Below are 24676 nucleotides of genomic sequence, written 5' to 3'. Positions count from 1 at the left end.
GGCAAACAGCAGGAGCGCTGCAATCAACCTGATGAAAACCTTAGTTGAAATTCCTCTTCACCGTGGCGATTTGCGTGATTAATTGCTGTTTTTTCAGCGCGGATCGCATTGCGTCAGGTTAAAAAAAGAAAGCGGGTTATTCATTGGAATATCTTTTCGCTGTCTTGCTGGTCATTATTTTTACTGATGATTATTTGCACAGTTATCGCTCATGCATGTTCTGAAAGGGTGCAGTTAATTCTTATAAATAATAAGGGCGATAAGTTAATTTGTTTTAAAACAGTAGGTTAATTATTTGGCATGCCGGTTGCTATATGAATTCCATCTTGTATACCAACAGGAATTCCAACATGGCAGTGATGACCGGAAAAACACTTGGCGAATGGCAACAGGCCATTGCGCGTAATAGTGACAACGTATTTGCCTTATTAAATGACCATCTTCAGTCTCTGACTGCGCAGGATAATGCGTGGATCGTGCTTGCCAGCGAAACGCAGCTTCGCGAGCAAATAGACGCTCTGTTACCGCAATACCAACAGCAGCCAGAACGTTATCCGCTGTTTGGTATTCCCTTTGCGATTAAAGACAACGTTGATGCCGCTGGCTGGCCAACGACCGCCGCCTGCCCGGCGATTGCCCAGATCGCAGAACGCGATGCCACTGCGGTGGCGAAACTGAAAGCGGCGGGCGCAATCCTTATCGGTAAAACTAACCTGGACCAGTTTGCGACCGGGCTGGTGGGCACGCGATCTCCATACGGTGCCGTCGCGAATGCGTTTAATCCGGCTTATGTGAGCGGCGGTTCCAGCTCTGGCTCTGCGTCGGTGGTAGCGCGCGGGCTGGTGCCGTTTTCATTAGGCACCGACACTGCCGGTTCAGGCCGCGTGCCCGCCGGGTTCAACAATATTGTCGGGCTGAAGCCGACCAAAGGCTGGCTCTCAGCGACCGGTGTTTTCCCGGCCTGCCGTCTGAACGACACGCTTTCGGTGTTTGCCCTCACGGTGGATGACGCCTGGCAGGTTGCCACGCTCGCCGGAGGGTTCGACTCCGGGGATGCCTATTCCAGAATCAACCCGGCCGCTGCGCCTGCGACTTTTTCGCAAAACCCGGTACTCGCCATTCCGGATGCGCTGGTTTTCTTTGACGATAGTGCGGCAGAGCAGGCCTGGCAGGCGGCGCTCGGTGCGCTGCGCGAAAGCGGCGTGACCTTAAAGCCCATCGATTTCTCGGCGTTCTATCAATTGGCGGAACAGCTTTACCAGGGCCCGTGGGTGGCCGAGCGCACCGTGGCGGTGGGTGACACGCTGAATCATCCCGAACAGATGGACCCTACGGTTCATACCATCATCGCCGCTGGCCTGAACTACAGCGCCGTTGAGGCTTTTAAAGCCGAATATCTGCGTGCAGAGCTGGCACGCAAGATTCAGACCGCCCTCGCCGAGGTTGATGCGCTGGTGGTGCCGACGTCACCGACCATACACACCCTGGCTGATATGGCGCGCGAGCCCATTCGCTTTAATTCGCAGTTTGGCACCTACACCAATTTCACCAACCTTGCCGATCTCAGCGCCCTCGCGCTGCCGGCCCCGTTCCGTGCGGATGGCTTACCTGCTGGCATTACGCTGCTCGCTCCGGCCTGGCATGACCGCGCGCTGGCCGATTTTGGCCGCCGCTGGCAGCAACAGCTGGCCCTGCCGCTCGGTGCGACCGGGCATGCCTTCCCGGCTATCTCTGCGTCGTTGCCGCCTTCCGCGCATCACGTTCGCGTCGCCGTGGTCGGCGCACATCTGCGCGGCATGCCGCTCAACTTCCAGCTGATTCAGCGCGATGCGGTGTTTGTTGAAGCGACAGAAACCGCTCCCTGCTATCGGCTTTTTGCACTGGCGAACACGCAGCCGCCGAAACCAGGTATTGCGCGTGACGCCGATGGCGCGGCGATTCAGGTGGAGCTGTGGGATATCCCGCTGGCGCGCTTTGGCGAGTTTGTCGCTGAAATTCCCGCCCCGCTGGGGATTGGCTCGCTGGAACTGGCTGACGGGCGCTGGGTGAAAGGCTTTATCTGCGAACCGGCGGCGTTGAATGACGCCACCGATATCACTGAATTCAAAGGCTGGCGCCACTGGGTTGGCCGCAAGGAGACGCATCATGTTTAACACTGTCCTGATCGCCAACCGAGGGGAAATTGCCTGCCGCGCCATTCGCACGTTAAAGCGCCTTGGCATCACCAGCGTCGCGGTCTATTCCGACGCGGATAAAAACGCGGAACACGTTAAACAGGCGGATATCGCGCTGGCGCTGGGCGGAGAGAAAGCCAGCGACAGCTATCTGCGCATCGACAAAATCATCGCCGCCGCGCAGGAAAGCGGGGCGCAGGCCATCTGGCCGGGTTACGGTTTTCTCTCGGAAAGCCTGGCGTTTGCCGATGCCTGCGAGCAGGCGGGTATCGCGTTTGTCGGCCCCACGGCGCAGCAGATTGGCGAGTTCGGGTTAAAGCACCGGGCGCGCGAACTGGCGGCGCAGGCGGGCGTGCCGATGACGCCGGGAACCGGGCTGCTGGACACCGTTGAAGAGGCGCTAAACGCGGCGCAGAACATTGGCTATCCGGTGATGCTTAAAAGTACGGCGGGTGGCGGCGGTATCGGCCTGACACGCTGCGCCGACCAGGAGGCGCTGGTGCAGGCGTGGGAGAGCGTGCGTCGTCTCGGCGAACAGTTCTTTAGCGATGCCGGCGTCTTTATCGAACGCTGTATCGATCGTGCCCGTCACATCGAAGTGCAGATCTTTGGTGATGGCAACGGCAATGTTGTCGCCCTGGGCGAGCGCGACTGCTCTCTTCAGCGGCGCAATCAGAAGGTCGTTGAAGAGACGCCCGCGCCGAATCTGCCGCAAGCCACGCGCGAAGCACTACTGAATGCCGCCGTTGAGCTGGGCAAGCTGGTGAATTACCGCAGCGCAGGTACGGTGGAATTTATCTATGACCCCGAACAGGACGCGTTCTACTTCCTCGAAGTGAACACCCGTTTGCAGGTGGAGCATCCGGTAACCGAGTGCGTCACCGGACTTGATTTGGTGGAGTGTATGCTGCGCGTCGCCGCAGGCGAAAGCATCGACTGGGCGCGTCTGGCGCAGGCCCCGCAGGGTGTGGCGATGGAAGTGCGCATCTATGCGGAAAACCCGCTGAAGAACTTCCAGCCGAGCCCCGGCGTGCTAACGGAAGTCACTTTCCCTGATTGTGTGCGCATTGACAGCGGCGTGACGACAGGCAGCGAAGTCTCAGCATTTTACGACCCGATGATCGCCAAGCTTATCGTGCATGCGGATACCCGCGAGGCAGCGCTGGAGAAACTGGCGCTGGCGCTGAATGCCACGCGGTTGCACGGTATTACCACCAATCTCGATTATCTGCGCCAGATAACCTCCAGCGTGGCGTTCACGGAAGGCCGCGTCTGGACGCGCTGGCTCGATAGCGTAGAGGCAGAATCGCCGGTGATTGAAGTGCTGCAACCGGGCACCTGGAGCAGCATTCAGGATTATCCGGGGCGCCTCGGTTACTGGGATATCGGCGTACCGCCGTCCGGGCCGATGGATGATTACGCCTTTCGGCTGGCGAACCGCATTGTCGGCAATCACCATACCGCCGCCGGGCTGGAATTTACGCTTCAGGGGCCAGTGCTGCGCTTTCACACGGATGCGGTCATTGCCCTCACCGGGGCTGATTGTCAGGCGCTGCTGGATGAAACCCGCGTGCCGCTCTGGCAGCCGGTCACGGTTAAGCGTGGGCAAACCCTCAGCCTTGGGCGCGCCAAAGCGGGGTGTCGCGCTTATCTCGCCGTACGTAACGGTTTTGATGTGCCGGAGTATCTCGGAAGCCGTTCCACCTTCGCGCTGGGGCAGTTTGGCGGCCACGCCGGACGCACGCTGAAAGTCGCCGATCTGCTGCCCGTTTCGCGCCCGGAGCTGAGCGCCTGTACCACGCCTGCACCGGTGAGCGAACCGCAGGCGCTGGCGGCGTCGCTGGTGCCAGAGTATGGCGATAGCTGGCGTATCGGCGTGCTGTATGGCCCGCACGGCGCGCCGGATTTCTTCAGTCAAAAATCGATTGATGACTTTTTCGCCAGCGAATGGCAGGTGCATTACAACTCTAATCGCCTTGGCGTGCGCCTGGTTGGGCCAAAACCGGAGTGGACCCGCCCGGACGGCGGCGAAGCCGGGTTGCATCCCTCCAACGTGCATGACTGCGAATACGCCATTGGCGCGATTAATTTTACCGGCGACTTCCCGGTGATCCTCACGCGCGATGGGCCAAGCCTGGGGGGATTTGTCTGCCCGGTCACCATTGCCAAAGCGGAGCTGTGGAAAGTGGGGCAGGTGAAGCCCGGCGACACGATTCGCTTCTACCCAATAAGCGTGGCCGATGCCGTCGCACGGGAAAAGGCGATGGATCGCACTATCGATACGCTTCAGTCCAGCCATCTGGCGACATTTGCCGTGCCATCGCTGGCCGCGCGTGATGGCGTCTCGGCGGCAGCGCTGGTGTCGTTACCGGCCAGCGCGACAACGCCCGCCATTGTCTATCGCCAGGCGGGAGATAACTACATCCTGATTGAATACGGTGACAACGTTCTCGATCTGGCGCTGCGCCTGCGTGTGCATCTGCTGATGGCGCGGCTGAACGATTTATCGCATCCGGGCATTAAAGAACTTTCGCCGGGCGTGCGCTCGTTACAGGTGCGCTACGACAGCCGGGAAATCAGCCAGCAGGCGCTGGTGGCGATTCTGCTGGAGCAGGAGTCGCACATGGGCGATGTCAGCGATATGAAAGTCCCGTCGCGCATCGTCTGGCTGCCGATGGCTTTTGAAGATACCGCTACGCTGGACGCCGTCAGCCGCTATCAGGATACGGTTCGCGCCAGCGCGCCGTGGCTGCCAAATAACGTTGATTTCATTCAACGCATCAATGGGCTGGCGAGCCGTGAGGCGGTGCGTGACACGATTTTCGATGCCAGCTATCTGATCCTCGGGCTGGGTGATGTTTACCTCGGCGCACCCTGCGCTGTACCGATTGACCCGCGCCACCGCCTGCTGAGTTCGAAATACAACCCGGCGCGTACCTTTACCGCCGAAGGCACGGTCGGTATTGGCGGCATGTATATGTGCATCTATGGCATGGACTCTCCCGGCGGTTATCAGCTGGTGGGGCGCACGCTGCCTATCTGGAACAAATTCCTCAAAAACCGTCAGTTCGCGGCGGGCGAACCGTGGCTGCTGCGCTTCTTTGACCAGGTGCGCTTCTATCCGGTCAGCGAAAGCGAACTCAATCAACTGCGTGATGATTTCCGCGAAGGCCGCGCCGCCGTGCGCATCGAAGAGAGCGAATTCGATTTTGCTGAGCATCTGCACTTCCTTGAGGCCAACGCCGACGAGATTCGCCATTTCCGCGAGAAGCAGGCGCTGGCCTTCGAAAGCGAAGTGGCGCGCTGGCAGCAGGATGAACAAGCCGTCGACGCGGAATGCCCACGCCAGCCCGTCATCGAGGAAGCCGACGATGATGCGTTTGCCGTGACCGGCGATATGAACGGCAATATCTGGAAGGTACTGGTGAAACCGGGCGATGAGGTGACCGAAGGGCAGCCGCTGATCATCGTCGAAGCGATGAAAATGGAACTGGCGATCCACGCACCTCAGGCGGGAACCGTGAAACGCATCGGCTGTCAGCCGGGCCACCCGGTGAGCCCCGGCGATGCGCTGCTGTGGCTGGCGTAAGGAGGCGTAATGGAAAGCAGCAAGCGTAACCCCGGCCTTGGCGAGCGCATCTATCACGCGCTGAAAAACGACATCTTCGATTTTCGCCTGATGCCCGGTGAGCATTTCAGCGAAAGCGAGATTTCAGAGCGAATGGCCGCCAGCCGCACCCCGGTGCGCCAGGCCCTGTTTCGTCTCGAACAGGAGGGCTACGTGCAGGTGTACAGCCGGAGCGGCTGGCAGGTGAAGCCGTTTGATTTCGCGTGGTTCGAGGCGCTGTACGACTTTCGCATCGTACTGGAGTGTGAAGCAGTTAAGCGCCTGTGCGACATGCCGCTCGCGATGTGCCAGGACCACCTCGCGCCGCTGGTGGATTTCTGGATAGACGCACCGCGTATGGCGCCCGGCAAAACCCTTTCACGCCATGACGAGGCTTTCCATACCACGCTGGTTCGTGCCAGCGGCAACGAAGAAATGGTGCGCGTGCATATCGAGCTGACGGAAAAGATTCGCATTATTCGCCATCTCGACTTCACCCGCGAGGACCGCGTGGATGCCACCTATCAGGAGCATGCGCGCATTTTGCAGGCGGTGCTGCGTCAGCAAAGGGAAGAAGCGCAGCGGCTGCTGACGGAACACATTTCACAGAGTAAAGCCGAGGTCAGGAAAATTACCCTGCATCGGCTCCAGCAGGCCAGGTTGTAAGACGTTCCCGCTCCGCATGTGCGGAGACATTAATCAATATTATTTAGGGGTTTAGTGATGAAAAGACGTTCTTTACTGAAAGCTTTTGCCCTCTCCGCGACCTTTTTGAGCATGGGCTTCTCGTTACAGGCATACGCAGCAGACACCATTAAAGTCGGCATCATGCACTCGCTCTCCGGCACGATGGCGATTTCAGAAACGCCGCTGAAGGATATGGCGCTGATGACCATTGATGAAATCAACGCCAAAGGCGGCGTACTGGGTAAAAAGCTGGAACCGGTAGTGGTTGACCCGGCATCGAACTGGCCGCTGTTCGCGGAGAAAGCGCGCCAGCTGCTGAGCCAGGATAAAGCCGCCGTGGTGTTTGGCTGCTGGACGTCAGTGTCGCGCAAATCGGTGCTGCCGGTATTTGAAGAACTGAACGGCCTGCTGTTTTATCCGGTGCAGTACGAAGGCGAAGAGATGTCGCCAAATGTGTTCTACACCGGGGCGGCGCCGAATCAGCAGGCAATCCCGGCAGTCGAGTACATGATGAGCGAAGACGGTGGCGGGGCGAAGCGCTTCTTCCTGCTGGGCACTGACTACGTTTATCCGCGCACCACCAATAAAATTCTGCGCGCTTTCCTGCATTCAAAAGGCATTCAGGATAAAGACATTGAAGAGGTGTATACGCCGTTTGGTTACAGCGACTATCAAACCATTGTCTCCAGTATCAAAAAATTCTCCGCAGGCGGTAAAACGGCGGTGATCTCCACCATCAACGGCGACTCCAACGTCCCGTTCTACAAAGAGCTGGCGAATCAGGGCATTAAATCCACCGATGTGCCGGTGGTGGCGTTCTCCGTCGGCGAAGAGGAACTGCGCGGCATCGACACCAAACCGCTGGTGGGCCACCTGGCCGCGTGGAACTACTTTGAATCGGTCAGCAACCCGGTGAACACCAAATTCGTGGCGGATTATCGCGCCTATGCCAAAGCGCATAAGTTGCCGAACGCCGATACCGTGGTGACCAACGACCCGATGGAGGCGACCTATGTTGGCATTCATATGTGGGCGCAGGCGGTGGAAAAAGCGGGCACCACGGATGTCGATAAAGTGCGTGAAGCGATGGCGAATCAATCGTTTGCTGCGCCGAGCGGTTTCACCCTCACCATGGATGCCACCAACCACCACCTGCATAAACCGGTGATGATTGGCGAAATCGAGGATAACGGGCAGTTCAATGTGGTGTGGCAGACCGAACAACCGGTGCGCGCGCAGCCGTGGAGCCCGTACATTCCGGGCAATGACAAAAAATCGGAAAGTCCGGTGAAGACGGGCGGTAAATAATCGCAGCGGCGGGGGCGGATGACGCCTCTGCCAACGGTTGGCTGGCCCGGCGTTGTTGGGCCACAAAAGAAGACACCGACACGATGAAAATTTTAAGCTCTCTTTTTATTAGCTGCCTGTTGATGGCAACCTCGGCGCTGGCCGGTCCCGTTGAAGATTACGGCAAGGCGAACCGCAGCCAGCAGGCGCAGTTGCTGCAACAGTGGGCGCAAACGCCGGACGCTTCCCGTCTGACGCTGTTACAGGCGTTGAGCCGTGAAACGGTGGTGATGGACACCCAGGGTCAGCTTTTTTCACAGCGACAGGGCAAACTCACGCCGCTGGAGGGCGACGCTGCGCCCGCTGGTGCGACGAAAAAAGTATTTATGAATAACCGTCTGCGTGGGCTGGTCGCCAGTGCGCTGTCGGCGCATCAACTGGTGAGCCCGGATGACGCCGTACGGTTGCAGGCGGCGCAGGCGTTGCAGACCAGCGCGCAGGCAGATCAGTTACCGTTCCTCAGCCAGCGTCTGGCCGCTGAGAAAAATGACGCCGTACATCAGGCGCTGGGTATCGCGGTCGCCGGGTTGCAGTTAACCGATAGCCGTCCGGCGCAGCGCCTGCAGGCGGTGAAATTACTGGGCGAGGCCAGCGACCCGCAGGTACAGGCGAGTCTGAACCGTCTCACGCAGCCAGAAAACGAACCGGATGCGGCAGTGCGCGACGCGGCGGCCGATAGCCTGAAACAGATCCAGCAGCGCCTGAAATGGGGCGAGTGGCTGGGGCTGGCGTTTAGCGGCTTATCGCTGGGCTCGATTCTGCTGCTGGCGGCGCTGGGCCTTGCCATTACTTACGGCCTGCTGGGCGTCATCAATATGGCGCACGGAGAAATGCTGATGCTGGGCGCATACGCGACCTGGCTGGTACAGGACGTCTTTGCCCGTTACGCGCCGGACTGGCTGGCGCTTTACCCTCTGGCGGCGCTGCCGGTGGCTTTTGCCATCACCGCCGTGATGGGGATGCTGCTGGAACGCACGATTATTCGTCATTTATATGGGCGACCGCTGGAAACGCTGCTGGCGACGTGGGGGATCAGCTTGATGCTGATCCAACTGGTGCGCGTGATATTTGGCACGCAAAACCTGGAAGTAGCGAACCCGGCGTGGTTATCGGGCGGCTGGAACGCGCTGCCGAATCTGGTGCTGCCGTACAACCGGATTGCGGTGATCGTTTTCGTGGCGGGCGTGCTGGCGCTGACCTGGCTGCTGCTCAATAAAACCCGCCTCGGAATGAACGTGCGGGCGGTCACACAGAATCGCCGGATGGCGGACTGCTGCGGCGTGCCGACCGGGCGCGTGGATATGCTGGCGTTTGGGCTGGGTTCCGGCATCGCCGGGCTGGGCGGTGTGGCGTTATCCCAGTTGGGCAACGTGGGGCCGGAGCTGGGGCAGGGGTATATCATCGACTCCTTCCTGGTGGTAGTGACCGGCGGCGTCGGGCAACTGGCGGGAACCGTGGTGGCCGCGCTGGGTCTGGGTGTGCTGAATAAGTTTCTCGAACCGCAGCTTGGTGCGGTGCTGGGGAAAATCGCCATCCTGGTGATGATTGTGCTGTTTATCCAGAAACGGCCGCAGGGGCTGTTTGCCTTCAAAGGGAGGGTGATTGACTGATGAGCCAGCCACTGACACTGACTTTAGCCCGCCGCGCGCCGCGTGTGTCGGGCGCACTCGGCGCGTTGATTTTCATCGTGCTGCTGATTCTGCCCTTTCTGGCGCTGTTGCCTGCGGCGCATCCGCTGGCGGTTTCAACCTACACGCTTACCCTGATGGGCAAAATCCTGTGCTATGCGATTGTCGCCGTGGCGCTGGATCTGGTGTGGGGCTACGCCGGTCTGCTTTCGCTCGGCCACGGGTTGTTCTTCGCCCTGGGCGGCTACGCGATGGGCATGTACCTGATGCGCCAGGCCTCCGGCGACGATTTACCGGCGTTTATGTCATTTCTCTCGTGGACGGAGCTGCCGTGGTTCTGGGCTGGTACCCAGCACTTTGCCTGGGCTCTGTGCCTGATCGTTCTGGTTCCTGGCCTGCTGGCGCTGCTGTTTGGCTACTTCGCTTTCCGCTCGCGCATCAAAGATGTCTACTTCTCGATCATGACTCAGGCGATGACGTACGCCGGTATGTTGCTGTTTTTCCGTAACGAAACCGGTTTTGGCGGCAATAACGGCTTTACAGGGTTTACCACCCTCTTAGGCTTCCCGGTGTCAGCGACGGGCACGCGCATCGCGCTGTTTATCGCCACCGTGTTGCTGCTGGTGGCGGCGCTGGCAATCGGCGTGGCGCTGACCCGCAGCAAGTTTGGCCGGGTGCTGACCGGCGTGCGCGATGCGGAGAATCGCCTGATGTTCTGCGGTTACGATCCACGTGGATTTAAGTTGTTCGTCTGGACGCTGTCAGCGGTGCTGTGCGGGTTAGCGGGCGCGCTGTATGTGCCGCAGGTTGGCATTATCAACCCCAGCGAAATGTCGCCCACTAACTCTATTGAGGCGGCGATTTGGGTGGCGCTCGGCGGTCGCGGATCGCTGATTGGCCCGGTGCTGGGCGCGGGCATTGTGAACGGCGCGAAAAGCTGGTTTACCGTCGCATTCCCTGACTACTGGCTCTTTTTCCTCGGCCTGATGTTTATTCTGGTGACCTTGTTTTTACCGCGCGGCGTGATTGGCCTGCTCAAACGGAGGAAGCATGACTGATTCCCTTTTTACCCAGCCGCTGCCACAGGATCGCTATCGCGAAAAAACCGACCCGGTGCTGCAACTGGAAAAGATCAACGTCACCTTTGACGGCTTTCGTGCATTAACCGATCTCTCGTTGTCCATCGGCGTGGGGGAACTGCGCTGCGTGATTGGCCCTAACGGTGCGGGCAAAACCACGCTAATGGATGTGATTACCGGGAAAACCCAGCCAGATAATGGACGGATTTTTTACGATCAGACTATCGACCTGCGCACCTTATCGCCCGTTGAGATTGCCCGGGCGGGGATTGGCCGCAAGTTTCAGAAACCCACCGTTTTTGAAGCGCTGACGGTGCTGGAAAACCTCGAAATCGCGCAGAAAAATGATAAATCGGTGTGGCATAGCCTGCGCGCTAAACTCAGCGGCGAGCAGCGGGATCGCATCCATGAGGTGCTGCATCTGCTGCGTCTTCTCGACTCCAGCCAGCGCGCGGCGGGGTTGTTATCCCACGGGCAAAAACAGTTTCTGGAAATAGGCATGCTGCTGGTGCAGGAGCCACATCTGTTATTGCTGGATGAACCCGCCGCCGGGCTGACGGATGCGGAAACGGAATACATTGCCGAACTGTTTCGGACGCTGGCAGGAAAGCACTCATTGATGGTGGTTGAGCACGATATGGGATTTGTCGAAAGTATCGCCGACCACGTGACGGTGCTTCATCAGGGACAGGTACTGGCGGAGGGCTCGCTGCGCGACGTACAGGCCAACGAGCAGGTTATTGACGTTTATCTGGGGCGCTAATATGTTGCAGGTTCAGGATCTTAATCAATATTACGGCGGCAGCCACATTCTGCGTGGCTTGTCGTTCGACACCACGCCGGGAGAAATCACCTGTCTGTTAGGGCGCAACGGCGTGGGCAAAACTACACTGCTGAAATGTCTGATGGGCGTTATTCCGGCGAAATCTGGCGAAATCCGCTGGAAAGGGAAGGTGATTAACGGGATGAGGCCGCATCAGCGCGTGCAGCAGGGGATTGCGTATGTGCCGCAGGGGCGCGAAATATTCCCGCGTCTGACGGTGGAAGAAAACTTGTTGATGGGGCTGGCGCGTTTCTCCGGGCGTGACGCAAACGCGGTGCCGCAAGAGATCTATGAACTCTTTCCGGTGCTGCGTGAAATGAAACAGCGACGCGGCGGCGATCTCTCCGGCGGGCAACAGCAGCAACTGGCAATTGGCCGCGCGCTCGCCTGTCGCCCGGAACTGCTCATTCTTGATGAACCCACGGAAGGTATTCAGCCGTCGGTCATCAAAGAGATTGGCGCAGTGATCAGAAGCCTCGCCAGTCGCGGCGACATGGCGATTCTGCTGGTGGAGCAGTTTTATGACTTTGCCGCCGAGCTTGCGGATAACTATCTGGTGATGTCGCGCGGAGCGATTATCCAGCGCGGGCGCGGTGATGAAATGGAGGCGCAGGGCGTGCGCGGGCTGGTGGCGATTTAGCGCGCCTGTTCCTCTTTCAGCCGTCGCCAGAAGGTGGTGCGGCTGACGCCCAGATAACGCGCGGCAGCGTTACGATCGCCGCCACACTGTGCCAGCGCATCGAGGGCTGACGGCGCAAATGTGAGCGTATTTTCCGCGTCATACAGCTCTGGCAGAAGTGCAGGGAGGTCCCGCTCATCGCCGATCATGTCGCTACTGAGCAGCAGCGCCAGCCGCTCGCAGAGGTTGCGAAGTTCGCGAATGTTGCCCGGCCAGGCGTAGTGCAACAACGGCGGCAGGCAGAGTGCGACGCGATGATTCAGAGTATCGCTCAGCGGCGAATCCAGCGCCGCCAGCGATTGCGTCAGGTAGCGTCGTGCCAGCAGGGCGATATCGTCGCCACGCTCGCGCAGGGCGGGTACGCGCAGACGCAGAGCGCTGAGGCGGAAAAAGAGATCGGCGCGAAAACGCCCCTCGGCGACGGCCTGTTGCAGGTCGCAATGCGTCGCGCTAATAACACGAAACTCAACGTTCAGCGGCTGCTGCCCGCCGACGCGCGTCACGCGCTTTTCCTCCAGCACGCGCAGCAGGCGCGTTTGCAGATGCAGCGGCATTTCGCCGATTTCATCGAGGAACAGCGTGCCTCCGTTGGCGGTTTCCAGCAAGCCGCTGCGTCCGCCGCGCCGCGAGCCGGTAAATGCGCCTTCTTCGTAGCCAAATAACTCGGCTTCCAGCAACGACTCCGCAATCGCCCCGCAGTTGATTGCCACAAAGGGTGGCGAGCCACGGCCCGCGCGCGGGCGATGGCGGACAAAATACTCCTGATGCAGTGCCTGCGCCGCCAGCTCTTTCCCGGTGCCGGTTTCGCCTTCAATTAACACCGCCGCCGGGGATCGCGCATAGAGCAGAATCGTTCGGCGAACCTGTTCCATTATCGCCGATTCCCCCACCAGATCGCCCAGGCCGTAGCGGGTTCGCAGCGTATCGCGTTGGGTGCTGCTGCGCACGGTGCCGGAAAAGCGGGTCATATCCAGTGCATCGCTGAATGCCTGGCGCACCGTGGCGGCCGAATAGAGAAAAACTGCCGCCAGCCCGGCCTCTTCGGCGAGTTCGGTCACTAACCCAGCGCCGACCACCACGCGTATCCCGGAGGCTTTCAATTCGGTTATCTGGCTACGGGCATCCTCTTCGGTGACGTAGCTGCGCTGTTCAAGCGGAAGCTGAAAGCTTTTCTGAAACTCCTGTAGTGCAGGTAGCGGCGCTTTGTAGGTAATGACGCCGATCCGGTCGGCGACGCGGCGTGCTTTGCCCAGCGCCTGCAACAGATCAAACCCGCCGGGACGGATCAGGATAACCGGCACCGAGAGGCGACTCTTCAGATACGCGCCGTTTGAACCGGCGGCAATAATCGCGTCGCAATGTTCAGTGGCCAGTTTCTGGCGGATGTACTGCACCGCTTTCTCAAAACCGAGCTGAATCGGCGTGATTGTTGCCAGATGGTCGAACTCAAGGCTGATATCGCGGAACAGATCAAACAGGCGCGTCACTGAGACGGTCCAGATAACCGGTTTCGCAGCTGGCGTGATGTTATCGGTCATGACAACGCACTCAAATGAGGGAGACCTGATCTGTTGTAGTTGTGTTTCATGGATGTTTCAAAAACAGAGGGTGAAACAATCTCTGAAACGTTAGCTGAAGCGCTTTACCCTCATGTGTGAGCGATATGGTGAGAGAGAATATATTCAACATCATGATTTTATTATCAATATTTTACTGTTTTCATTTTTGTGAACTGACGCGGCCGTTCTGGCACATCGCTTGCTCTTTTGTTGTTACGAAAAAATAACATTCAAACAACAAAGAGGTGTGCATGAGCACTCAATCACCGGGTCAGGCGTTCCGTCAGGCGCTGAGCAAAGAATCCCCGCTACAAATTGCAGGCACCATCAACGCTAACCACGCACTGCTGGCGCAGCGGGCCGGGTTTCAGGCGATTTATCTCTCCGGCGGCGGCGTGGCGGCGGGGTCGCTTGGCCTGCCCGATTTAGGCATCACCGGGCTGGACGATGTGCTGACCGATATCCGGCGTATCACGGATGTTTGCTCGCTGCCGCTGCTGGTGGACGTCGACAGCGGGTTTGGCGCTTCGGCGTTTAACGTTGCGCGCACGGTGAAATCGGTGAGTAAAGCCGGTGCGGCAGGACTGCACATTGAAGATCAGGTTGGGGCGAAACGCTGCGGCCATCGCCCGAATAAAGAGATTGTCTCAACCGAAGAGATGGTCGATCGCATTAAAGCCGCCGTGGATGCCCGTACCGACCTGGACTTTGTGATTATGGCGCGCACTGACGCGCTGGCGGTGGAGGGGCTGGAGGCGGCCATCGAACGTGCCCGCGCGTATATCGAAGCCGGGGCCGACATGCTGTTCCCGGAAGCCATCACTGAGCTTTCGATGTATCGCCAGTTTGCCGATGCGGTGCAGGTGCCGATCCTTGCCAACATCACCGAATTCGGCGCGACGCCGCTGTTCACCACCGACGAACTGCGCAGCGCGCACGTGGCGATGGCGCTTTATCCGCTGTCGGCGTTTCGCGCCATGAACCGCGCCGCGGAACAGGTCTACAACGTACTGCGTCAGGAAGGCACGCAGAAGAGCGTTATCGACATCATGCAGACCCGCAGCGAACTCTACGAAAGCATCAACTACTACCAGTTTGAAGAGAAACTCGACGCCCTGTTTGCCAGCAAACGCGGCAAGTAATCGGTTTTACCCTACACATCCATAATAAGACGAGGCCAGTATGAGCGAAGCGACCATTTTGCAAAACACGACTGCCACAAAACCGAAAAAATCCGTGGCGCTCTCCGGTGTGCCTGCCGGGAATACCGCACTCTGTTACGTGGGCAAGAGCGGCAACGATCTGCACTATCGCGGCTATGACATTCTCGACCTCGCGAAGCACTGCGAGTTTGAAGAGGTGGCGTATCTGCTGATTCACGGCAAACTGCCCAATCGCGATGAGTTGCACGCGTATAAGACGCGGCTGAAAGCGCTGCGCGGCTTGCCTGCCAACGTGCGCATTGTGCTGGAATCGCTGCCGGCGGCGTCGCACCCCATGGATGTACTGCGCACCGGCGTCTCTGCGCTGGGCTGTACATTGCCAGAGAAAGAGGAACACTCGGTTTCCGGGGCGCGCGATATCGCGGACAAGCTGCTGGCGTCGCTCGGCTCCATTCTTCTCTACTGGTATCACTACAGCCACAACGGCGAGCGTATTCAGCCGGAAACCGATGACGACTCCATCGGCGGCCATTTTTTGCACCTGCTGCACGGCCATAAACCGCCGCAAAGCCAGGTGAAGGCGATGCACGCGTCGCTGATTCTCTACGCCGAACATGAGTTTAATGCCTCAACGTTCGCCTCGCGGGTGATTGCCGGAACCGGTTCGGATATCTATTCCGCCATTATCGGCGGGATTGGCGCGCTGCGCGGGCCGAAGCACGGCGGGGCCAATGAAGTGTCGCTCGATATTCAGCAACGCTATGAAACGCCGGATGAAGCCGAGCAGGATATTCGCCGCCGTATCGACAACAAAGAAGTGGTTATCGGCTTTGGGCACCCGGTGTATACGATTTCCGACCCGCGCCATCAGGTGATCAAAACCATCGCCCATCAGCTCTCCCGTGAAGCGGGTTCCATGAAGATGTATGACATCGCCGACCGCCTGGAAACGGTGATGTGGGAAACCAAGAAGATGTTCCCCAACCTCGACTGGTTCTCGGCGGTCTCCTACAACATGATGGGCGTCCCCACCGCAATGTTCACGCCGCTGTTTGTGATGGCGCGCGTGACGGGCTGGTCGGCCCATGTCATTGAACAGCGCCAGGACAATAAAATCATCCGCCCGTCCGCCAACTATACCGGTCCGGAAGATAAACCGTTTGTCGCGCTGGAAAATCGCCATTAATTCATCTACTTACCTCTGACAATAACGAAAACAGGAACACAAACATGTCTCAGCCGATTACCAATCTTCGTGCGGAATTCGATCAGGAAATCGTCGATATCGTGGATTACGTGATGAATTACCGGATTGATTCCACCGTGGCGTGGAACACTGCGCATTATTGCCTGCTCGATACGTTGGGCTGCGGGCTGGAAGCGCTGGAGTATCCGGCATGTAAAAAACTGATGGGGCCGATTGTGCCGGGAACGGTCGTGCCCAACGGCGCAAAAGTGCCGGGTACGCAGTTCCAGCTCGACCCGGTGCAGGCGGCGTTTAATATTGGCGCGATGATCCGCTGGCTGGATTTCAACGATACCTGGCTGGCGGCGGAGTGGGGGCATCCTTCCGACAACCTTGGCGGTATTCTGGCGGTGGCCGACTGGCTGTCGCGCAATGCGGTGGCGGCGGGTAAAGCGCCGCTCACCATGCAGGCCGTGTTGGCTGGCATGATTAAAGCGCATGAAATTCAGGGCTGCATCGCGCTGGAAAACGCCTTCAATAAAGTCGGGTTAGACCATGTGCTGCTGGTGAAAGTGGCCTCGACGGCGGTGGTGGCTGAGATGCTCGGCCTGAGTCGTGACGAAATTCTCAATGCCGTGTCGCTGGCGTGGGTTGATGGGCAGTCGCTGCGAACCTATCGCCATGCGCCGAACACCGGCACGCGTAAATCCTGGGCGGCGGGTGACGCCACGTCGCGCGCGGTGCGGCTCGCACTGATGGCGCAGACCGGTGAAATGGGTTACCCCTCAGCGTTAACCGCCAAAACCTGGGGCTTCTACGATGTCTCCTTCAGGGGCGAGGCGTTCCGCTTCCAGCGCCCTTACGGTAGCTACGTGATGGAGAACGTGCTGTTTAAAATCTCCTTCCCGGCGGAATTCCACTCGCAGACGGCGGTTGAAGCCGCGATGACCTTGCATCAAAAAATGGTTACTGCGGGGAAAACAGCGGCGGATATTGAGCGCGTGACTATCCGCACTCATGAAGCCTGTATTCGCATTATCGACAAAAAAGGGCCGCTCACCAACCCGGCCGACCGCGATCACTGCATTCAGTACATGGTCGCCATCCCGCTGTTGTTTGGCCGCCTGACGGCAGCAGACTATGAAGAGAATATCGCCAGCGACCCGCGCATTGATATTCTGCGCGCCAAAACTCATTGCCATGAAGACCCGGCATTTACCCGCGATTATCACGACCCGCAAAAACGCTCAATTGCCAATGCCTTAACCGTCGAATTTTCGGACGGTAGCCGCTTTGAGGAAGTGGTGGTGGAGTACCCGATTGGTCATGCCCGTCGCCGCGAAGAAGGGATCCCGCTGCTGATTGAGAAATTTAAAACCAACCTGGCGCGCCAGTTCCCCGCGCGTCAGCAGCAACGCATTCTGGAGGCCTCCCTGGACAGACAGCGCCTGGAGCAGATGCCGGTAAACGCGTACCTTGATCTGTTCGTCATCTGATCCGTTCAGAAGGAGACTTCTATGTCTTATGAGACGTTCTATCAGCGGTCGATTAACGACCCGGAGGCATTCTGGGCCGAGCAGGCCCGGCGCATCGACTGGCATACGCCGTTTACGCGTACGCTCAACTATGACAATCCGCCTTTTGCCCGCTGGTTTTGCGGCGGCACGACCAACTTATGCCATAACGCGATCGATCGCTGGCTTCCCTCGCAGCCCGATGCATTGGCGCTGATTGCCGTGTCGGCGGAAACCGGCGAGGAGCGAACATTTACCTTTCGCGAACTGCACGCCGAGGTGAACCGCACGGCAGCGATGCTGCAAACGCTTGGCGTCTCGCGCGGTGACCGGGTGCTGGTGTATATGCCGATGATTGCCGAAGCGCATATTACGCTGCTGGCCTGCGCCCGTATTGGCGCGATCCACTCGGTGGTGTTTGGCGGTTTCGCCTCGCACAGCCTGGCGGCGCGGATTGATGATGCGCGCCCGGTGCTGATTGTCTCTGCGGATGGCGGATCGCGCGCAGGGAAAGTGATCCCCTACAAAAAGCTGCTTGATGATGCGATTTCTCTTTCCGAACATCCGCCGCAACGGGTGCTGCTGGTTGACCGTGGGCTGGCGCCGATGCAGCGCGTGGCTGAACGTGATGCCGATTACGCGACGCTGCGTGAGCAGCATCTTGATGCCCAGGTGCCGGTTGTCTGGCTGGAGGCGAGTGAAACCTCCTGCATTCTTTATACCTCCGGCACGACGGGTAAACCGAAAGGCGTTCAGCGCGATGTCGGCGGTTATGCCGTGGCGCTGGCGACGACGATGGCGACGATTTTTGGCGGTAAAGCGGGCGGTGTGTTCTTCTGCACTTCCGATATCGGCTGGGTGGTGGGGCATTCGTATATCGTCTATGCGCCGCTGCTGGCAGGCATGGCGACGGTGGTTTTTGAAGGTACGCCAACCTGGCCGGATTGCAGCGTCTGGTGGAAGATCGTTGAAAAATATCAGGTTAGCCGGATGTTCTCCGCGCCGACCGCCATTCGCGTGCTGAAGAAATTCCCCACTGCGCAAATACGCAATCATGATATTTCATCGCTGGAAGTACTGTATCTCGCCGGAGAGCCGCTGGATGAACCGACCGCCAGTTGGGTGACAGAAACGCTGGGCATCCCGGTTATCGACAACTACTGGCAGACTGAATCCGGCTGGCCGATTATGGCTATTGCCCGCGAGTTGAGCGATCGCCCGACGCGCCTGGGTAGCCCTGGCGTGCCGATGTTTGGCTATCACGTCAAACTGCTCAACGAACATACCGGCCAGCAATGCGGGGCGAATGAAAAGGGCATGGTGGTGATTGAAGGGCCGCTACCGCCGGGCTGCATTCAGACCATCTGGGGCAATGATGAGCGTTTCGTCAATACCTACTGGTCACTGTTCGAGCGCCCGGTGTACGCGACTTTTGACTGGGGCATTCGGGATGATGACGGCTATTACTTTATCCTTGGGCGCACGGACGACGTGATCAACATCGCCGGGCATCGACTCGGCACGCGCGAGATTGAAGAGAGCATCTCCGGCTACGGTAACGTCGCGGAAGTGGCGGTGGTCGGCGTGAAGGATGCGGTAAAAGGGCAGGTAGCCGTGGCGTTTGTCATCCCCAAACAGGGCGACAGCCTGCTGCTGCGTGATGTAGCCCAGGAAGAAGAGCAGGCTATCCAGCACCGGGTGGATGACCAGATTGGTCACTTCGGGCGACCAGCGCGAATTTACTTTGTCTCACAACTGCCGAAAACGCGTTCCGGCAAAATGCTCAGGCGCGCGATGCAGGCGATTTGTGAGGGAAGGGATCCTGGGGATTTAACGACGATTGAGGACCCGAATGCGCTGGTGGAGATAAGGCGGGCGCTGGGGGGGTAGAACCGCTTGCTGACACTCTGTGCTTTGTTCATGCCGGATGCGCCGTAAACGCCTTATCCGGCCTACAAAATCGTGCAAATTCAATATATTGCATAAATTATGTAGGCCTGATAAGCGTAGCGCATCAGGCAATGCGCTCATTAGACCAACAGGTCTGACAAAGCACCTTATACGTTAAACAAGAAGTTCATCACATCGCCATCTTTCACGATGTAATCTTTCCCTTCTGCACGCATTTTACCGGCTTCTTTCGCGCCTTGTTCACCCTTGTAGGTGATGAAGTCTTCAAACGCGATAGTCTGGGCGCGGATGAAGCCTTTTTCAAAGTCGGTGTGGATTTTACCGGCGGCCTGCGGTGCGGTCGCGCCGACAGGGATGGTCCATGCGCGTACTTCTTTCACGCCCGCGGTGAAGTAGGTTTGCAGATTCAGCAGAGAATAACCCGCGCGGATCACGCGGTTCAGGCCCGGTTCTTCGAGGCCCAGTTCCTGCATGAATTCGTCACGCTCTTCGTCGTCGAGTTCAGCGATATCAGATTCAACGGCAGCGCACACCGGAACCACTACAGAACCTTCGGCAGCGGCGATTTCGCGCACTTTGTCCAGGTATGGGTTGTTCTCGAAACCGTCTTCATTGACGTTAGCGATATACATGGTTGGCTTCAGGGTCAGGAAGCTCAGGTAGCGGATGGCGGCCTTGTCTTCTTCAGAGAGATCCAGCGCGCGCAGCATACCGGCGTTTTCCAGCTGCGGCAGGCATTTTTCCAGGGCAGCCAGTTCCGCTTTCGCGTCTTTATCACCGCCTTTGGCTTTCTTCTGCACGCGGTGGATAGCGCGTTCGCAGGTATCAAGGTCAGAGAGCGCCAGTTCGGTGTTGATGACGTCGATATCTTCTGCCGGATCAACTTTGCCAGAAACGTGGATGATATTGTCGTTTTCGAAGCAGCGAACGACGTGGCCAATGGCTTCGGTTTCGCGGATGTTGGTCAGGAACTGGTTACCCAGACCTTCACCTTTGGACGCGCCTTTTACCAGGCCTGCGATGTCCACGAATTCCATGGTGGTTGGCAGGATGCGCTGCGGTTTAACGATTTCAGCCAGCTGGTCCAGACGCGGGTCGGGCATGGGTACAACACCGGTGTTCGGCTCAATGGTACAGAACGGGAAGTTCGCCGCTTCAATACCTGCTTTCGTGAGCGCATTGAACAGGGTGGATTTGCCCACGTTAGGCAAACCGACGATACCGCATTTAAATCCCATGTTTAAATCACCTTAATCTTTTGATAATCAACCTGTTAGCGATAACAGGTATCAGAAAAGTAAATAACTCTGCCTATTATACACGGCATGCGGCAAAAATGCCGCAGTTCAACGGTTATTGCGCCTTAAAGGCGTGCAAACGGTTGGTGGCTTTGGTTAAGCCATCCTTCAGCCAGATCTCCGTACAGCGCGCCGCTTCGTCTACCGCATCGTCGATCAGCTTCTGTTCAGATGCCTGCGGTTTGCCGAGAACAAAACCGACAACTTTGTTTTTATCGCCCGGATGACCGATTCCGATGCGTAAGCGATGAAAATTGGGGTTATTGCCCAGTTTGCTGATGATGTCTTTCAGCCCATTATGGCCGCCATGACCACCGCCAAGCTTAAACTTTGCGACACCTGGTGGTAAGTCGAGCTCATCGTGCGCCACCAGAATTTCATCCGGATTAATACGATAGAACGTCGCCAGCGCGGCAACCGCTTTACCACTCAGGTTCATGAAAGTGGTTGGCACCAGCAGGCGCACATCTTCACCCGCCAGATTAATGCGCGAGGTGTAGCCAAAAAATTTACTTTCTTCTTTCAGCGGCGCACGGGCGCGCTCCGCCAGCAAATCGACATACCAGGCACCCGCGTTATGGCGCGTCGCAGCATACTCTGCGCCGGGGTTAGCCAGGCCGACAATCAGTTTAATCGTCACGTTATTATTCCTGAACAGGTCGTATTTCTGGCGCGTAGTTTACGTGGTGATCGCGCGCTTGACAAAAATAAGCGCCCAAAGGGGCAAAAACCGAATAGTTCATTCGGGTGACCATTCGGACTTGATGTAATTCAGTAACTTAAATGTAAAGTTTTGTTGCGTTAATGTTCGTAATTGCGATCGCCATCGCACTAATTGCCAAAAGTGGTGTCTATACTTTACACACAAGGAGAAGGGATATTTCCCTTAAGCCCAAAAGCTCGGAGGTGACATATGAAACGTAAAAACGCTTCGTTACTCGGTAATGTGCTCATGGGTCTGGGCCTGGTCGTAATGGTGGTCGGTGTCGGCTATTCTATTTTAAACCAGTTGCCACAGTTCAATTTGCCACAGTTTTTCGCGCACGGTGCGGTGTTAAGCATCTTTATCGGCGCAATCCTCTGGCTTGCCGGGGCGCGTGTCGGCGGACACGAACAGGTCTGCGACAGATACTGGTGGGTACGCCACTATGATAAACGTTGTCGCCGCGACAAACGCACCAGTCACTGATATCTGATGAAAAAAATGGCTCCCGAAGGAGCCATTTTGCTATTTGATATCGGCCAGCGCCGCTTCTTTATTCGGGAAGAAGGTCAGGCGACCAGGAATTGGTTTGATTCCGGCGCGTGCCATTGTACGCAGCGGCTGGAATTCCATGTTCGACACCCGCAGTTCGCATCCTTCCGGTAGCTTACGCACAAAGCGCTGGAACGCATCCAGCCCGCCTGCATCCAGCACCGGCACCGCATCCCACTTCAGCACGATGATACGCTTGCCCTCGATACGTGACTCAAGGTCAGTGAACAAATTTTCGGCAGCGGCAAAGAACAGCGGGCCAATCACGCGCAGCACCAGCACGTCATCCGGTACATTAACATTGACCGGCGACAGGCGCGTCATCTGCGCGATACGGCGCATAAACAGCAGCGATGCGAGCACAATCCCCACGCTGATAGCGATAACCATGTCGAAAAGCACGGTCAGCGACATACAGATGAGCATCACGATGATGTCATCTTTCGGCGCGCGGCGAAGCAGGTTAACCACTTTATGCGCTTCACTCATGTTCCACGCCACCATCAGCAGCAGGGCGGCCATCGCCGACAGCGGCAGCCAGGAGAGCAGCGGCGCGAGGATCAGCAGCGCCAGAATAACCAGGATCGCGTGGATCACCGCAGAAACCGGTGAGGTCGCCCCGGCACGCACGTTGGCGGCGGAACGGGCGATGGCAGCGGTCGCGGTGATGCCGCCAAAGAACGGCGCGGCAATATTCCCCAGGCCCTGACCAATCAGCTCACTGTTGGCTTTGTGTTTGGTGCCGGTCATGCCGTCCAGCACCACGGCGCAGAGCAGCGACTCAATCGCCCCCAGCATTGCCATCGAGAACGCGGCGGGTAGCAGGGCGCGCAGCGATGCCCAGCTCAGCGTGAAGTCGGAACCTGGCATATCCCACGGTAACACCAGTTGTGGCAGCAGCTGCGGGATACCGTTGCCCTGCGAGCCATCCGCCAGCACGTAGTGGAACTGGGAACCAATGGTGGCGACGTGACCGCCGAGCATATTGACGATAAACATCACCACGCAGCCCGCAATCAGCGCGGGCAGGTGGCCCGGCAGGCGAATACCGAGGCGAGGCCAGAAAATAAGCGTGCCGAGGGTGACGATACCAATCGCCGCATCACCAAAGTTGATGGTCGGCAGCGCCATCACCAGCGCCCCGACTTTTTGCAGATAGTGTTCCGGCACGTGCGTCAGTTGCAGGCCAAGGAAGTCTTTAATCTGCATCGTCCCGATGGTGATACCAATACCGGAGGTAAAGCCCAGCGTGACGGAGAGGGGAATGTATTCAATTAAGCGGCCAAAACGCGCAAGGCCAAAAAGAATCAAAAATACCCCGGACATCAACGTGGCGACCAGCAACCCGGCAAGGCCAAACTGTTGTGATACAGGGTAAAGAATGACGACAAAGGCGGCCGTCGGCCCGGAGACGCTAAAGCGTGAGCCCCCGGTCAGGGCAATAACAATCCCCGCAACGGCAGACGTATACAGACCATACTGCGGAGCGACGCCGCTGCCGATCGCCAGCGCCATCGCCAGCGGGATAGCAATAATACCGACAGTGATCCCGGCGATAACATCGCGAGTAAAGCGGGATACGGTGTACTTCTCTTTCCAGCACGCATCGATGAGAGCGCGGAAAGGCATCACCTGTGAGGAAAATATTTTATTCACAATAATGTTTCATCCGTGAGCGCATCATCTGTCATGTGAATGGCAGGTGAAGGAGGCATAGGTCATACAAATAGTTACTATAGACAAAAAAACCCGCCGCAGCGGGTTTTTTAACCAGGTCCGATTAATGCTCGAACATGGCAGAAATGGATTCTTCGTTGCTGATACGACGAATCGCTTCGGCCAACATCCCGGACAGCGTCAGTGTACGAACGTTAGGCAGCGCTTTGATTTCATCCGACAGCGGGATGGTATCGCAGACGACGACTTCGTCGATAACTGAGTTGCGCAGGTTGTTTACCGCATTGCCAGAGAAGATCGGGTGGGTTGCGTAAGCGAATACGCGTTTTGCACCACGTTCTTTCAGGGCTTCAGCTGCTTTGCACAGAGTGCCGCCGGTATCGATCATGTCGTCAACCAGAACGCAGTCACGGCCAGCAACGTCACCGATGATGTGCATCACCTGAGAAACGTTCGCACGCGGGCGACGTTTGTCGATGATAGCCATGTCGGTATCGTTAAGCAGTTTTGCGATGGCACGAGCACGAACAACGCCGCCGATATCCGGGGAAACCACAATCGGGTTGTCCAGATTCAGTTGCAGCATATCTTCGAGCAGGATTGGGCTACCGAATACGTTATCTACCGGTACGTCGAAGAAGCCCTGAATCTGTTCAGCATGCAGGTCAACGGTCAGTACGCGGTCAACGCCGACGCTGGACAGGAAGTCAGCGACAACTTTTGCCGTGATTGGTACACGCGCGGAACGCACGCGGCGGTCCTGACGGGCATAGCCAAAGTAAGGGATAACGGCTGTGATACGGCCTGCGGAAGCACGACGCAGAGCATCAACCATAACAACCAATTCCATCAGGTTGTCGTTGGTGGGAGCACAAGTGGACTGGATGATGAAAATATCACCACCGCGTACATTTTCGTTAATTTGTACGCTGACTTCACCATCGCTAAAACGACCGACAGCGGCGTCGCCAAGAGAAGTGTACAGGCGGTTGGCAATACGTTGTGCTAGTTCCGGGGTGGCGTTACCAGCAAAAAGCTTCATATCAGGCACGAGAAGAACCTCAGGCATGCGTCCATTGGTGGAAAGAA

18 protein-coding genes are annotated in these 24676 nt (G+C 57.8%); 13 read left to right on the top strand and 5 right to left on the bottom strand.

All coding sequences use genetic code 11. The features are described from left to right. Positions 1-350 precede the first annotated feature (350 nt). The 8 genes from atzF to urtE all read left to right on the top strand — a co-directional run bounded on the left by atzF (position 351) and on the right by urtE (position 11985). Positions 351-2153: an allophanate hydrolase gene (atzF, locus tag AC1MKH_RS14375; RefSeq protein WP_276219956.1), complete on the top strand. Its 1803-nt coding sequence runs from the start codon at positions 351-353 to the stop codon at positions 2151-2153. Further along, complete coding sequence (gene uca / locus AC1MKH_RS14370) at positions 2146-5763, top strand: urea carboxylase (RefSeq protein ID WP_276219957.1); 3618 nt, start codon at positions 2146-2148, stop codon at positions 5761-5763. Before atzF ends, uca begins: the two co-directional genes overlap by 8 nt. Before the next feature lie 9 nt (positions 5764-5772). Then, positions 5773-6447 carry a GntR family transcriptional regulator gene (locus tag AC1MKH_RS14365; protein ID WP_276219958.1) on the top strand — a complete coding sequence of 225 codons (675 nt, stop codon included), beginning with the start codon at positions 5773-5775 and terminating at the stop codon, positions 6445-6447. Positions 6448-6504: 57 nt separating this feature from the next. Then, on the top strand, positions 6505-7776 hold the full coding sequence (gene urtA, locus AC1MKH_RS14360; RefSeq protein WP_276219959.1) for an urea ABC transporter substrate-binding protein: 1272 nt from the start codon (positions 6505-6507) through the stop codon (positions 7774-7776). Positions 7777-7859: 83 nt separating this feature from the next. Next, on the top strand, positions 7860-9425 hold the full coding sequence (gene urtB / locus AC1MKH_RS14355; protein ID WP_276219960.1) for an urea ABC transporter permease subunit UrtB: 1566 nt from the start codon (positions 7860-7862) through the stop codon (positions 9423-9425). Continuing rightward, a complete protein-coding gene (urtC, locus tag AC1MKH_RS14350) occupies positions 9425-10501 on the top strand; it encodes an urea ABC transporter permease subunit UrtC (RefSeq protein WP_276219961.1) in 1077 nt (358 codons plus the stop codon). Before urtB ends, urtC begins: the two co-directional genes overlap by 1 nt. Further along, positions 10494-11285 carry an urea ABC transporter ATP-binding protein UrtD gene (urtD, locus tag AC1MKH_RS14345; protein WP_276219962.1) on the top strand — a complete coding sequence of 264 codons (792 nt, stop codon included), beginning with the start codon at positions 10494-10496 and terminating at the stop codon, positions 11283-11285. The genes urtC and urtD overlap by 8 nt, the downstream gene beginning before the upstream one ends. 1 nt (position 11286) lies before the next feature. After that, positions 11287-11985 carry an urea ABC transporter ATP-binding subunit UrtE gene (gene urtE, locus AC1MKH_RS14340; RefSeq protein ID WP_276219963.1) on the top strand — a complete coding sequence of 233 codons (699 nt, stop codon included), beginning with the start codon at positions 11287-11289 and terminating at the stop codon, positions 11983-11985. On the opposite strand, the gene prpR is transcribed toward urtE, so the two are convergent. Further along, on the bottom strand, positions 11982-13562 hold the full coding sequence (prpR, locus tag AC1MKH_RS14335; protein WP_276219964.1) for a propionate catabolism operon regulatory protein PrpR: 1581 nt from the start codon (positions 13560-13562) through the stop codon (positions 11982-11984). The genes urtE and prpR overlap by 4 nt on opposite strands. A 272-nt stretch (positions 13563-13834) precedes the next feature. Here prpR and prpB point away from each other — a divergent pair, with 272 nt between their 5' ends. The 4 genes from prpB to prpE are packed head-to-tail and all read left to right on the top strand — an operon-like array spanning position 13835 to position 19336. Beyond that, positions 13835-14725, top strand: a complete 891-nt coding sequence (gene prpB, locus AC1MKH_RS14330) for a methylisocitrate lyase (RefSeq protein WP_276219965.1) — start codon at positions 13835-13837, stop codon at positions 14723-14725. A gap of 40 nt (positions 14726-14765) precedes the next feature. Then, positions 14766-15932, top strand: a complete 1167-nt coding sequence (gene prpC, locus AC1MKH_RS14325; protein ID WP_276219966.1) for a bifunctional 2-methylcitrate synthase/citrate synthase — start codon at positions 14766-14768, stop codon at positions 15930-15932. A 44-nt stretch (positions 15933-15976) separates the two neighbouring features. Then, the gene (locus tag AC1MKH_RS14320) at positions 15977-17428 is read left to right on the top strand and encodes a bifunctional 2-methylcitrate dehydratase/aconitate hydratase (protein ID WP_276219967.1); all 1452 of its coding nucleotides are present in this window, start codon (positions 15977-15979) and stop codon (positions 17426-17428) included. Between the two features lie 21 nt (positions 17429-17449). Continuing rightward, positions 17450-19336 carry a propionate--CoA ligase gene (gene prpE / locus AC1MKH_RS14315; RefSeq protein ID WP_276219968.1) on the top strand — a complete coding sequence of 629 codons (1887 nt, stop codon included), beginning with the start codon at positions 17450-17452 and terminating at the stop codon, positions 19334-19336. A gap of 167 nt (positions 19337-19503) precedes the next feature. Here prpE and ychF read toward each other — a convergent pair whose 3' ends face one another. Both ychF and pth read right to left on the bottom strand, forming a co-directional pair. Then, the gene (gene ychF / locus AC1MKH_RS14310; protein WP_276219969.1) at positions 19504-20595 is read right to left on the bottom strand and encodes a redox-regulated ATPase YchF; all 1092 of its coding nucleotides are present in this window, start codon (positions 20593-20595) and stop codon (positions 19504-19506) included. A gap of 115 nt (positions 20596-20710) precedes the next feature. After that, a complete protein-coding gene (pth, locus tag AC1MKH_RS14305; RefSeq protein ID WP_149462740.1) occupies positions 20711-21295 on the bottom strand; it encodes an aminoacyl-tRNA hydrolase in 585 nt (194 codons plus the stop codon). 273 nt (positions 21296-21568) lie between these two features. Here pth and ychH point away from each other — a divergent pair, with 273 nt between their 5' ends. Further along, positions 21569-21844: a stress-induced protein YchH gene (gene ychH / locus AC1MKH_RS14300; protein WP_015964122.1), complete on the top strand. Its 276-nt coding sequence runs from the start codon at positions 21569-21571 to the stop codon at positions 21842-21844. A 39-nt stretch (positions 21845-21883) separates the two neighbouring features. Here ychH and dauA read toward each other — a convergent pair whose 3' ends face one another. Both dauA and prs read right to left on the bottom strand, forming a co-directional pair. After that, on the bottom strand, positions 21884-23566 hold the full coding sequence (dauA, locus tag AC1MKH_RS14295; protein WP_276219970.1) for a C4-dicarboxylic acid transporter DauA: 1683 nt from the start codon (positions 23564-23566) through the stop codon (positions 21884-21886). Positions 23567-23690: 124 nt separating this feature from the next. Beyond that, positions 23691-24638: a ribose-phosphate diphosphokinase gene (gene prs, locus AC1MKH_RS14290; RefSeq protein WP_003856663.1), complete on the bottom strand. Its 948-nt coding sequence runs from the start codon at positions 24636-24638 to the stop codon at positions 23691-23693. Positions 24639-24676 lie beyond the last annotated feature (38 nt).

The organism is Pseudocitrobacter sp. CD920760 (assembly GCF_057782505.1).
This window is presented reverse-complemented; position numbering and strand designations above follow the sequence as displayed.

Excerpts from the sequence above, each read along its gene's own strand:
- atzF (WP_276219956.1), top strand. The coding sequence starts at position 351 with ATGGCAGTGATGACCGGAAAAACACTTGGCGAATGGCAACAGGCCATT.
- uca (WP_276219957.1), top strand. The coding sequence starts at position 2,146 with ATGTTTAACACTGTCCTGATCGCCAACCGAGGGGAAATTGCCTGCCGC.
- AC1MKH_RS14365 (WP_276219958.1), top strand. The coding sequence starts at position 5,773 with ATGGAAAGCAGCAAGCGTAACCCCGGCCTTGGCGAGCGCATCTATCAC.
- urtA (WP_276219959.1), top strand. The coding sequence starts at position 6,505 with ATGAAAAGACGTTCTTTACTGAAAGCTTTTGCCCTCTCCGCGACCTTT.
- urtB (WP_276219960.1), top strand. The coding sequence starts at position 7,860 with ATGAAAATTTTAAGCTCTCTTTTTATTAGCTGCCTGTTGATGGCAACC.
- urtC (WP_276219961.1), top strand. The coding sequence starts at position 9,425 with ATGAGCCAGCCACTGACACTGACTTTAGCCCGCCGCGCGCCGCGTGTG.
- urtD (WP_276219962.1), top strand. The coding sequence starts at position 10,494 with ATGACTGATTCCCTTTTTACCCAGCCGCTGCCACAGGATCGCTATCGC.
- urtE (WP_276219963.1), top strand. The coding sequence starts at position 11,287 with ATGTTGCAGGTTCAGGATCTTAATCAATATTACGGCGGCAGCCACATT.
- prpR (WP_276219964.1), bottom strand. The coding sequence starts at position 13,562 with ATGACCGATAACATCACGCCAGCTGCGAAACCGGTTATCTGGACCGTC.
- prpB (WP_276219965.1), top strand. The coding sequence starts at position 13,835 with ATGAGCACTCAATCACCGGGTCAGGCGTTCCGTCAGGCGCTGAGCAAA.
- prpC (WP_276219966.1), top strand. The coding sequence starts at position 14,766 with ATGAGCGAAGCGACCATTTTGCAAAACACGACTGCCACAAAACCGAAA.
- AC1MKH_RS14320 (WP_276219967.1), top strand. The coding sequence starts at position 15,977 with ATGTCTCAGCCGATTACCAATCTTCGTGCGGAATTCGATCAGGAAATC.
- prpE (WP_276219968.1), top strand. The coding sequence starts at position 17,450 with ATGTCTTATGAGACGTTCTATCAGCGGTCGATTAACGACCCGGAGGCA.
- ychF (WP_276219969.1), bottom strand. The coding sequence starts at position 20,595 with ATGGGATTTAAATGCGGTATCGTCGGTTTGCCTAACGTGGGCAAATCC.
- ychH (WP_015964122.1), top strand. The coding sequence starts at position 21,569 with ATGAAACGTAAAAACGCTTCGTTACTCGGTAATGTGCTCATGGGTCTG.